Origin of the sequence: Pediococcus parvulus (genome assembly GCF_964063155.1) — a bacterium.
GTDB lineage: Bacteria > Bacillota > Bacilli > Lactobacillales > Lactobacillaceae > Pediococcus > Pediococcus parvulus.
Genome location: NZ_OZ061292.1, coordinates 1,256,066 through 1,267,978 on the forward strand (window position 1 = coordinate 1,256,066; position 11,913 = coordinate 1,267,978).

The 11,913-nt window shown below is 39.2% G+C and carries 11 protein-coding genes; 1 reads left to right on the forward strand and 10 read right to left on the reverse strand.

What is annotated here, in order from left to right; genetic code table 11:
• Positions 1-13: 13 nt before the first annotated feature.
• Both AB3217_RS06105 and AB3217_RS06110 read right to left on the reverse strand, forming a co-directional pair.
• Positions 14-1,690, reverse strand: coding sequence for a DAK2 domain-containing protein (locus AB3217_RS06105; RefSeq protein WP_367366126.1), 1,677 nt, complete (start codon positions 1,688-1,690; stop codon positions 14-16).
• A gap of 39 nt (positions 1,691-1,729) precedes the next feature.
• The gene (locus tag AB3217_RS06110; protein ID WP_057748240.1) at positions 1,730-2,092 is read right to left on the reverse strand and encodes an Asp23/Gls24 family envelope stress response protein; all 363 of its coding nucleotides are present in this window, start codon (positions 2,090-2,092) and stop codon (positions 1,730-1,732) included.
• A 392-nt stretch (positions 2,093-2,484) separates the two neighbouring features.
• On the opposite strand from AB3217_RS06110, the gene rpmB reads away from it, so the two are divergent.
• Positions 2,485-2,670: a 50S ribosomal protein L28 gene (rpmB, locus tag AB3217_RS06115; protein ID WP_046870836.1), complete on the forward strand. Its 186-nt coding sequence runs from the start codon at positions 2,485-2,487 to the stop codon at positions 2,668-2,670.
• Between the two features lie 52 nt (positions 2,671-2,722).
• Here the strand turns inward: rpmB and AB3217_RS06120 are convergent, their stop codons facing one another.
• The 8 genes from AB3217_RS06120 to priA are packed head-to-tail and all read right to left on the reverse strand — an operon-like array spanning position 2,723 to position 11,912.
• Positions 2,723-3,370 (reverse strand): thiamine diphosphokinase, encoded by a 648-nt coding sequence (locus tag AB3217_RS06120; RefSeq protein WP_367365814.1) that lies wholly within the window; start codon positions 3,368-3,370, stop codon positions 2,723-2,725.
• Positions 3,370-4,026: a ribulose-phosphate 3-epimerase gene (gene rpe / locus AB3217_RS06125; protein WP_068807344.1), complete on the reverse strand. Its 657-nt coding sequence runs from the start codon at positions 4,024-4,026 to the stop codon at positions 3,370-3,372. Before rpe ends, AB3217_RS06120 begins: the two co-directional genes overlap by 1 nt.
• A gap of 3 nt (positions 4,027-4,029) precedes the next feature.
• A complete protein-coding gene (gene rsgA, locus AB3217_RS06130; protein WP_367365815.1) occupies positions 4,030-4,947 on the reverse strand; it encodes a ribosome small subunit-dependent GTPase A in 918 nt (305 codons plus the stop codon).
• A 15-nt stretch (positions 4,948-4,962) separates the two neighbouring features.
• On the reverse strand, positions 4,963-6,447 hold the full coding sequence (gene pknB / locus AB3217_RS06135) for a Stk1 family PASTA domain-containing Ser/Thr kinase (RefSeq protein WP_367365816.1): 1,485 nt from the start codon (positions 6,445-6,447) through the stop codon (positions 4,963-4,965).
• On the reverse strand, positions 6,448-7,191 hold the full coding sequence (locus AB3217_RS06140; protein ID WP_367365817.1) for a Stp1/IreP family PP2C-type Ser/Thr phosphatase: 744 nt from the start codon (positions 7,189-7,191) through the stop codon (positions 6,448-6,450). It lies immediately after the preceding gene.
• 6 nt (positions 7,192-7,197) lie between these two features.
• Complete coding sequence (rsmB, locus tag AB3217_RS06145; RefSeq protein ID WP_367365818.1) at positions 7,198-8,535, reverse strand: 16S rRNA (cytosine(967)-C(5))-methyltransferase RsmB; 1,338 nt, start codon at positions 8,533-8,535, stop codon at positions 7,198-7,200.
• Entirely contained in the window at positions 8,532-9,482 is a 951-nt protein-coding gene (gene fmt, locus AB3217_RS06150) for a methionyl-tRNA formyltransferase (RefSeq protein WP_367365819.1), read from the reverse strand. Before fmt ends, rsmB begins: the two co-directional genes overlap by 4 nt.
• Positions 9,483-9,497: 15 nt before the next feature.
• Positions 9,498-11,912, reverse strand: coding sequence for a primosomal protein N' (gene priA / locus AB3217_RS06155; RefSeq protein ID WP_260289494.1), 2,415 nt, complete (start codon positions 11,910-11,912; stop codon positions 9,498-9,500).
• Position 11,913 lies beyond the last annotated feature (1 nt).

An 11,913-nucleotide genomic window follows, 5' to 3' on the forward strand; every position in this document is an offset into this window, starting at 1 on the left:
CTCTTCACATTACTTATTCAACTGAGACAATAAACGGATATACCGGCTGATCGCCTTCATGAACTTCAATTTCAAGTTCATCGTCTAATGCTTGAACGGTACTCTCAAGTTTTTCAGCATCGGCCCTTTTAGCATCTTTGCCATAAATGATAGTCACAATTTCACTATCCTCATCCAGCATCAATTTAACCATTTCACTGGCCGCTTCAAGGATTGTCGGTTTTGTAGTGGCAATTGTGCCATCAATGATACCCATGAAATTGCCCTTTTTAATCGTTTTGCCCTGCACTGTCGTGTCCCGAATAGCAGTTGTGACTTCACCATTTTTAACAGAAGATAAATTATCTTCCATTGCAGTGACATTATCATCTAGTTTGCTATCCGGATTAAAGCCCATTAAAGCTGTCATTCCTTGTGAAATATTACGACTATGCACAATTTTAGCTGGAATGTCCGCCACTTCAATTGCCTGCTCAGCGGCTAAAAAGATATTTTTATTATTTGGTAAAATAATTGCCCGTTTCGCATGGGACTCATTAATTGCCGAAACAATATCCGCAGTACTTGGATTCATAGTTTGTCCGCCACTAATAATGTGGGTCACCCCAAGACTTCGGAACAACTTATCAACACCTTCGCCAGAAGCAATTGCAATGATCGCCGTTCCGTTTGTATCCGGAACTGTCTGTTCTGCTTCAACTGGATCGTCTTTTTCAATGATTTCTTCTTGCTGCTGACGCATGTTATCGACCTTAACTGTTGCAAGATCACCAAACTGCTGTCCCCAAGCCAATACTTTGCCAGGATGTTCAGTATGCACATGCACTTTAACGACATCATCATCATTAACAACTAAAAGTGAATCACCCAATTTAGCCAGATAATTATAAAAGGTATCGTAGTCAAAATCTTGTTCGACTTGTAATCCCTTGCCGATTCGAACCATAATTTGTGTACAGTAACCGTATTTGATATCAGCGGGATCAATCTTACCTTGAACACTTTGATGATGTTTAGCATCGACCATTTCATCCATCTGTTCTTCATCAGGTTGGTCCACTTCCGCTTCTGTACGACCGTTCAAAACATCATCAAAAGCATCAAAAACAAACGTCAAACCTTGACCACCAGAATCCACAACCCCAACTTCTTTTAAGACTGGCAAAAGATCGGTTGTCTTTTTCAAAGCTTCTTTACCAGCTTTTGTGACAGCATCCATAACATAAACAATATCATCTTTTTCTTCAGCAGCGTCATTTCCTGCCTTAGCGGCTTCTCGGATGACAGTTAGAATAGTTCCTTCGGTTGGTTTCATAACGGCCTTATAGGCTGTCTGAGCCCCGTCAGCGAACGCCTGCGCCAAATCATCAGCATTTAAAGTTGCTTTATCTTCCACACTTTTAGAAAATCCACGAAAAATCTGAGATAAAATCACACCAGAATTACCCCGGGCACCCATCAAGAGGCCTTTAGCAAGTGCACCAGCCAATTTACCAACATGTTCGCTTGGTTCATCCATTTCATACTTTGCGCCGCTCTCCATTGATAAACTCATGTTTGTCCCAGTATCACCATCGGGAACTGGGAAAACATTTAATGAGTTAATAAAATCGGCATTACGTTTTAACTTTCGCGCACTTGCCTGAATCATTTGATCAAATTTTTGGTTCGTGATTTCAGTAGTTGCCACTTTCAATTCTAAATTCCTCCTCGTTTTAGTCCTTCGTAACTAGGCTTCTAGTACCTTTACACCCTGGACAAAAACGTTCACAGAGTTTGCCGAAACACCTAACATTGATTCCAAATTATATTTTACTTTCGATTGCACATTTTTTGAAACTTCAGAAATTTTTGTGCCATAACTGACAACAATGTACACATCAATTGCCACACCATTATCTTGTTGACGGACAACAACGCCCTTAGCATAATTTTCTTTACGTAAGATCTCATTTAAATTATCACGAATCTGATTCTTACTTGCCATACCGACAACACCATAATTATCTGTTGCGGCGCCACCAACAACTGTGGCAATGACATCATTGGATACATCTACAGTTCCATTTTTTGTTTGAATTTTTACAGCCATCAAAAATAGCCTCCCTTAATCGTGATTCTTATATCAACGATATTTTACCATACTTCAACAAACCAAGAAACGCAACCACCTTTTAGACAATTATTTGTTAATCTCCACCAAAAGGTTATTTCATTGGTATTCAACCGGAAAACTGCTCACTTTTATATGGTTACAAGTAATTAGCTATCGTCACGTCGGAAAAATTGTGCTAAACTCATCAAGAACAATTAGTCGCTTAATTAAACCCACTTAAATCTCTACTTATGGTCGTTAAAACGAACTGTCAAGTAAAATTACTTGAAAGAAAAGTATTGCAATCGCGGGGCATATATGATAAGTTATTTAGGTGAGTTAAAAAGAATTCTATGATAAATATAGAAGCGACAAAGGAGGATTTTAAAATGGCAAAAGACTTTGTCACCGGTCGTCGTACCCACTTTGGTAACACACGTTCACATGCTTTGAACCACAGTCGCCGAAGCTGGAAACCAAATTTGCATAAGGTCCGCATTCTTGTGGATGGAAAACCAAAACGTGTTTGGGTTTCTGCTCGAGCATTGAAATCAGGCAAAATTAAACGTGCATAAAAAAGATTGAAGCTATCAAAGGCTTCAATCTTTTTTATTTGTACTTATTTTTTTATTTAGGTAAATCACGACTATAAATGGCCGCCACCATTCCTGCTGAAAAACTAATTGTAGCTTTCTCACTAATGAACTCATTGCTGACATAAACAATCGGATTCTCATCAGATTGTTTATGTAATCGATATTTTTCATCTGGTAAGGTTAGATTCCCCACGTTACCTAAAGTGACAATTGATAAATACTTATATTGCGGCTGTTTCAGCAAAACATGTTTTCCCGGATTAAAAAACAAAAAAACATTCTGTCGATCTATCAATTGGACTTGTTGCGCATATTTTCTAAATTGTGGCTTTAAAAACATCAAAAAATTACTCAAAAAATGATCTTGCCGGCCACCCGTCGCCCCATAAATTTTTACTTCATCAGCATGCAGCAATGTAAAAGCTTTGGATACTGCCAATTCAGTATCTGTATCATCTTTAATAGGATTGACTTGGATAATCTTCGGCACAAGACGTTTTATTTCTGAGAATTCTGTTTTGCTCATGGAGTCAAAATCGCCAATTGCAATTTGAGGCACAATGTGTTGACGTAACAAAAACAGGCTTCCCCGATCAACGCCAATCCAGTTTTCTTTTTGATTAAAGATCTTTTCTGGATAGAACTGTTGGGGTCCACCTGCTAATATATTTACTTGCATTAATCTGTCGTCCTCGTTTTAAGCTTTTTAATTTGTGCGATTGGATCCTCACTATTGAATACATACGATCCGGCCACCGCAATGTCTGCTCCCGCCTTATAAACTGAAGCTACATTTTCATCATTAATTCCCCCGTCAACTTCAATCGCAAAATTATTCTCACCAGTTTGACGAAGCTGATTAAGACGCTGAATTTTAGGCAACATTTGAGAGATGAATTTCTGACCTCCAAAACCTGGGTTCACGGTCATAACAAGTACCTGATCCACAATCGGCAAAACATCTTCCACCAAGCTGATAGGAGTTCCCGGATTCAACACAACTTCAGCTTTTACACCATGTTGTTTGATCATTTCTAAAGCCCGATAAATATGTGGCGTACTTTCAACGTGGACACCCACAATGTCGGCACCTGCCTGACAAAACTGAGTGACAAATCTTTCTGGATTTTCAATCATTAAATGACAGTCCAATGGCATACTTGTGATTGGTCGAATTGCTTCAACCATTCCTGGACCAAAGCTTAAATTAGGGACAAATTGACCATCCATTACATCAATATGTAAAAGGTCTGCCCCACCTTTTTGAGCAATTTCAATATCCGGTTTTAAGTCTACAAAATTAGCACTTAAAATTGATGGCGAAACTTTAATCATAACTTATTTCCCCTTTTTCTTAGAATAGCCTTTGCGCTGATAATCTGGTTTTTGGTCTTTAATAAGGTTAAAAAATTGAACGTAATTTTCATACCGACTTGGCATGATTTGGCCATCTTCTAAAGCTTTTTTGACAGCACAATTCGGTTCGTTAATGTGTAAACATTCTCGGAATCGACAGTTTAAACCAATTTGAGCAATTTCTGGAAACAGCTCCTTAAGATCCTCCAAACGCATTTCAAAAACTGTATAACTTGAAAATCCTGGCGTGTCAGCTACCAATCCATCACCAACTGGGAATAAAGCCACTTTTCTAGTTGTATGTTTCCCACGATTGAGAGCTTGTGAAACCTCACCCGCCTGTAAAGCCAGTCTCGAATCAATATGATTTAAAAGAGTTGATTTGCCAGCACCTGTTTGACCCATAAAAATAGTTAGCTTATTGGCAAACAAGGCCTTTAAACTTGCTAGATCTTCAGAATCAAAAGCTTGCCAAGCTAGATAAACCTCATAACCAATTTTCCGATAACCATCGGCCATTTGTTCTAAATGTGCTTGCTTGTTTTCTGGAGTCAAATCACCCTTTGTAAAATAAATAATTGGAGAAATTCCCTTTTCTTCCAAAGTCACTAACTGTCGATCCAGCAGGTTCGCAGAAAAATCTGGTTGCACACAAGCCGTCACGACGACCGCTTGATCAATGTTCGCTAAAGGTGGCCGAACTAATTCATTTCGGCGTGATTCAATTTTTAAAATGTACCCTTCGTTTTTGGCATGGCCTTCAAATTCAACCCAATCGCCCACAAGAGGAGAAATTTTCTGTTTACGAAAATTTCCCCGCGCTCTTGTACGAAAAATTTTGTCCTCACTCTTAACGTCGTAAAAACCACTTAAAGATTGAATAATCTGTCCTTTTTGCATTAAAACCCTCCAACTCTATTTAGTTACCGAAAAGCTGATCGTCGTGGCTCTGGGCACCACAACCTGATCAGGAACCACACTTTGATAAATAATTTTTCCACGATCAAATTGAGTAGTTTGAATAGATCGTTTTTTGACCTTGAACCCTTTTGCTCGTAATTTTTTGGCAACTTTGGCATATGAATTGCCAATATAGTTATCGACCACATAGCTATTTGGGCCCTGACTAATCACCACATTCACTGCCACGCCCGCCTGAACCTGCTTTTTCTTACGTGGAAGTGTTTCAACCACTCGTTTATAGTCAATTTTTTGATCTCCAGTCCGTGTAATCTGTCCTACTTTAAGATCATGTTTCTTTAATACCGCCGTTGCTTGTGCCTGTGTTAACCCAGTAACATTTGGAATCGTCACAATCTTGGGAAAACTCAAATAAAATGCTAATCCAATGCCAAAAATAAATAAAATTAGCAATCCAAAAAAGAATGCTATTTTTTTCCGGAGCGGATGACGATTTCTTCTTTTTTTGCTTTTAGTTGACTGCTGATCCTTTGAACCATTTTGGGAAATAGCCTTCACCTCAGCCACATCTTTTGGATTTGGTTGAAAATCAGAGGCATCCGCAATAATCGTTTCATCCGTTAGAGACGGTGCAATAAAACGACTGTCTTCAGCTCGCCTTACTGACAGTGCCGTACTAAGGTCGTCTGCCATCTCAGAAACTGAATTATAGCGATCAAACGGATTTTTAGCTGTTGCTTTTAAAACCACATTTTCCAAAGCTTGCGGTATTCGCGGATCAAAATCTCGAACATAAGGAATTTGATTCTGATAATGTTTAATTGCGATGGATACCGCGTTCTCCCCTTCAAAAGGTACACGACCCGTTAACATTTCATAAAGAATAATTCCCAATGAATAGATATCGGACCGTTTGGTCGCTAAATGGCCACGAGCCTGCTCTGGTGATAAATAGTGAACCGAGCCCACGACGGCATTTGTCTGGGTAAGCGTTTGTTCTTCTTGAGCCAGGGCAACTCCAAAATCAGAAATTTTAGCATTTCCTTTTTTATCCATTAAAACATTTTGCGGTTTTAAATCGCGATGAATAATATCATGAGCATGGGCCGTTGCGACACCACTTAAAATTTGTTCCATGATATCAATCACTTGCTGATAGGGAATTGGAAAGTGTTCCTTAATATATTGTTTTAGATCCGTTCCATCAACATATTCCATTACCAAATAATGGATGCCGTTATCTTCCCCTACGTCATAAACACTGACAATATTAGGATGCACTAATTCTGTTGTTGATAGGGCTTCGCGCTGAAACCGTTGAATTGTCTTATCATCATTTTGAAGATCAAAACGTAATAATTTAACCGCTACATTTCGGTTCAAAATTAAATCGTGAGCCAAATAAACGTCTGCCATCCCACCTTCGCCAAGTGAGCTAATAATGCGATATCTCCCATTAAGCGTTTGATTAGGTGTCATCTATTTAGTCACCCCATCATCTGCTTGAATAAGGAGCACCGTAACATTATCACGTCCTCCCGCCTGATTGGCAAATTCAATTAATTTTAAGCACTTTTCTTCCAACGTGATGGAACTTTCTAAAACATTGGCAATTATTTGATCGGTAACCATATTCGTCAAACCATCAGTACATAAAAGAAGCTGATCGTCATGTTTCCATGCATATGTATGCACATCAATATCTGAATTAGCAGAAATGCCCAATGTTTTTGTAATAATATTTTTTTGCGGATGTGTACGGGCTTCTTCCGGAGAAAGCTCTCCTTTTTTGATCAACTCATTAACTAACGAATGATCTGAAGTGAGTTGTTTTAACTCGTTGCCTTTAAAAAGATAACACCGACTGTCCCCTAAGTGGGCCACGATAAACTGATTCTCAAGAATAATTGTGACCACAATTGTAGTTCCCATACCATTCAAATCTGAATACTTTTGTGAGGTTTCAAGAATCTCGTCATTTTCTTGGGTCACTTCGGTTTGTAGCCAATTTACTGCGTTAGTGACGTCACTAAAATCCGTATTTTGAAACAGATATCCGAGATGAGAAACGGCCATTTCAGAAGCCACATCCCCACCTCGACGCCCACCAATTCCATCAGCGACAATACTAAATAAAACGTTTTTTTTATTTTTAAAAACGCCCACATAATCTTGATTTTCATCACGGTGATTCCCAATGTCAGACTGAAAAGCATACTTCACAATTAATCACGCTCTCTTTTGTAAACAAGCAATAAAAAAGCCATCGGATTCAAAATCATCCGGGTAAATATTCAAATATGGCGTTGTTCTCGACGATTTCAACTGCTTTTTTGTTGAAGTCTGAATCAGCTCAAATTCAGGATGAAGTTTCAAAAAATCAGTCATCGTATTTTCATTTTCTTGTTTTAGTATGGTACACGTACTGTAAGTTATTATACCGTTATTTTTTACTTTTGCAGCTACGGCATTTAAAATTTCTAATTGAATTTTGTGCAGCTTTTCACTATCAGTTAATGCCTTTTCATAACGAATTTCAGGTTTCCGCCGTATAAGACCAATTCCTGAACATGGTGCGTCCACTAAAATTCGATCAAAAGAATTATCTTCTGCTAATAAATCGATTTTACGAGCATCCAAAACCTTCACTTCAACTTGAGTATTTAATCCCATTCGTTTCGCATTCGTACGGATTAGAGCTACCTTTTTAGGATGTAAATCCAGTGCCAAAACGTGTCCATTTTCACCAACTTGTTGTGCGATATGAGTGGTCTTTCCCCCAGGCGCTGCACAAGCATCCAAAACTGTCATGCCAGACTCTAGTTGCATTGCTTCAGCAACCAACATGGCACTCTCATCTTGAACAGTCAAAGAGCCATTTTGGAAAAGCTCTGATCTTGCCACACTCCCATTTGAAACCACAATTCCATCTTCTGCTACTTCACTGGGAATCGCTTTATATTCATGAGCGTTCAAATAGTCAACGGCTTGGACTTGAGTTATCTTCTGCGTGTTAATTCGGGCAGCCTGACGAGCGGGCTGATTAATTGACACAAGAATCCGATTTGTTTTTGACTCACCAAGTTGAGCGTCTAATTCCTTAATGATCCACGGAGCCACACTATACTTAACACTACGATAATTTTTTTGATCTTTAATAGCATCTAATTCTGGGAATCCTTTTCGCTGCATGGCATGTAAAACACCGGTCACAAAAGCACGGATACCACTATGGCCTTCTGTTTTGGCAATTTCAATGCTTTCGTTAAAAATAGCCCTTGTTGGTACTCGATCCAGATAAACCATTTGGAAAACGGCCGTTAACAATAACTGGTGCACCCAATCCTGCACTTTTTTGCCCTCAACAAATGGGGATAGAAAATAGTCTAAAGTCAATTTATGCTGAATCACACCATAGACAATTTCCGTCAACAAATTGATATCTAATTGTGACAACTGACTGTCTGCAATGATATTTTTCAGTTCAATGTTCGAATAGGCACCTTTATTAACTTTTACTAACACATCAACCGCTAATGCTCGTGGATTTCGTTGTTTATCTATCATAACTTGATAACCTGCTCACCTTCGTAAAATGCCTCTTGACTTCCGTTTAAATAATCAGTGATATCCATCTGTGGTTTGCCAGCCGGTTGAACACGGTCTAAACGAACTACACCATTTTTGCCGGTTGCAATCAACAACTTGTGCTTTGTTTTTTCTACAACTTGACCCGGCAATAGGTCAGTAGTTTGAGCCAAAGGGGTGACCTGCCATAACTTGGTCCGCAACCCATTTAAGATCACAAAACTAACTGGAAATGGTCGTAATGCACGAACTTTGGCATCGACCAATTTTGCAGATTGACGAAAATCAACTTGTTCTTCTTCAGGTTTAATATTTGGTGCAAACGTTACTTTTTCTTCGTCTTGTTCAACACCTGCAAGCTCACCCGCAATCAATTTGGGTAATGTTTCGTTTAATAGATTTCGGCCCAAAATGCTTAACTTTTCAAACATTGAACCCACATCATCTGTTGCTTCAATCTTGATTTTTCGCTGGGCAAGCATTTTACCTGCGTCCATCTTCTTAACCATATAAATAATGGTTATTCCCGTTTCCGACTCACCATTCATAATGGCATACTGCACAGGAGCCCCACCACGGTACTTAGGTAATAGTGACCCATGGACATTAACAGCCGCCAGTTTGACCGAATTAATTAATTTCATTGGTAAAAATTGGCCAAAAGCTGCGGTTACAATTAAATCGGCATGCAACGCAATTAATTGAGCCATTTCTTCAGAACCACTAATTTTTTCTGGTTGGAAAACAGCAATTTCATTTTCTACCGCCACCTTTTTAACTGGCGACATCGTTAGGTTATGTTTTCTTCCAGTGCGTCGATCAGGTTGGGTAACGACAGCTTCCACATTATAATCTGGATTTTGAATTAGACTCTGTAAAATAGGGACAGCAAACTGCGGGGTCCCCATAAAAATAATGGATTTCATTTGATAAAATTCCTCCTACATAAATGATTGTGGTTCGGCATCAATCGATAACTGAATGCCTTGACGATAATCACTTTGAGATTCCTGTAAAATTTTGGTAACAGCTGTATGGAGATTGGGTTCATGTTTATATTTAATCACAATTTGATAATAATATTTATTTTTGACCCGTGCAATCGGTTTAGGTGTAGGGCCCAAAACAATGGCATCAGCACTTAACTGCGGTCGCAATTCTTTTAAAACAGCAAACATTTTTTGGGCCGCCATTTTTTCTTCTTTATGGGCTGCAGTAATCTGAAGTGTGAAGTAATAGGGCGGGTACTTTCCCTGATGACGAATGTACATTTCTTTTCGGAAAAAGTTTTCATAGTTTTGAGTCTTAGCCAGCTGAATGGCATAGTGGTCAGGATTAAAGGTTTGCACAAACACTTCTCCTAACTTATCAGCACGCCCTGCACGTCCACTTACCTGCGTCAACAATTGAAATGTGCGTTCACTAGAACGGAAATCAGGCAACTCTAAGGCGGTATCCGCATTAAGCACACCAACGAGTGTCACGTTGGGAAAATCTAGTCCCTTGGCAATCATTTGCGTCCCCAGCAAAATGTCTGCCCGACGTTCACCAAACTGACGTAATATTCTTTCATGTGCCCCTTTACGCCGAGTGGTATCCACATCCATTCGTAAGATTCGTGCACTAGGAAACTTGGTCTTCAACTCTTGTTCTACTTTTTCTGTTCCGGTCCCATAATAACGAATTTTTCGGCTATGACAATTAGGACACTGTTTAGGAATCGGTTCTTCATGACCACAGTAATGACATTTCATGCTACGACTATCCATGTGTAGAGTTAAAGAGATGTCACAGTTAGGGCATTTCAGAACAAACCCACAATCACGGCACATGATAAACGAGGAATACCCCCGCCGGTTTAACATCAAAATACTTTGTTGTTGCATGTTCAAACGTTTATCAATTGCATTTAGTAAAGGTTGCGAAAAGTTTTGATCAGCACCTGTTTGCAATTCTTCACGCATATCAATAATTTGAACTTTAGGCAATGGATGTCCATTAATTCGATTGGGTAACCGCAATAATTGATAAACTTGCCGTTCACTTCGCGCTCTTGATTCTAAAGAAGGTGTGGCACTACCGAGTACCAATGGGCAATTGTAAAACTTGCTTCGCCACTGGGCCACATTTCTAGCATGATATCGCGGTGCGTCATCTTGTTTATAACTGGTTTCATGTTCTTCATCAATAATGATGACGCCCACATTTTCAATGGGCGCAAAAATTGCCGACCGTGCACCAACCACGACTTGTGCTTCATGGCGTTTGATTCTGCGCCATTCATCAAATTTTTCTCCATCCGAAAGGCCACTGTGTAAAACGGCCACTTGTTTGCCAAACCGGCCCTTAACTCTGGTAACCATTTGAGGCGTTAAGGCAATTTCTGGAACCAACATAATAGCTGTTTTTCCTTTAGCAAGCGCGTAAGCAATCGTTTGTAAATAAACTTCTGTCTTGCCACTTCCAGTGACTCCTTCAAGCAAAAAAGTCTTCGCTTGGGACTTCTCAATACTTTGAGAAATCTCATCAAGGGCTGTTTGCTGTTCCTGATTTAAAGTAAGGGGCGTCGTTTTCCCTTTAAACTCTTTATACGGATCGCGATATTGCTCTACTTTTTTACGTACCAGCCATCCTTTCGCCTCGCCAGCTTTAATTGTTGCTGAACTGATGGCAAGTTTCTTTTCTAAAGTCGTTTGAGAAACTATTTTAGACTGGTTAGCTAGAAAATGAACAAGATCACGCATTTTAGTGGCATTTTTTCGAAGAGAATCTACAATTCCAGATTCTTGTTCCGCATTAATGTGAGACTCAATTTGAAAAATCTGTTTTGTTTGTGCTTGGTTTTTAACGCGATACACAATTTCAATTTTGCCTTGTTTTCGAAGCTTAGATAACTCACTTTGTTGTAACGGTGAAAGCGTGTCCGTTTCAAAATCTTGCCACTGAGTAGATGGCAAAATATCAGCTAACTGTTCTTCACTCATCTGATCATCAACAATTTTCAGTTGCTTACTATACTTTGCCCGCATCACATTTGGTAACATCGTTAATAAACAAGTAATTTGGAATGAAAATGTGGTATCTGCTAGCCAACGAGATAATTGAATTAATTCCGTGTTTAAAACTGGTTCTAAGTCCATCAAACTTTCAATTGATTTCAGCTGATCAGCATCAACTTCTTCCATTCCAATTTGAACGACAAACCCTTGCACTTTTCGATTACCATTACCAAATGGAACCACAACCCGCATGCCAACTTGAAGCTCATTTGTCAGTTGTTTAGGGATTAAATAAGAATAAGGACTATTTGTCTGCATCGTTGGAACATCAACAATTATTTTGGCAACTTGGATCATA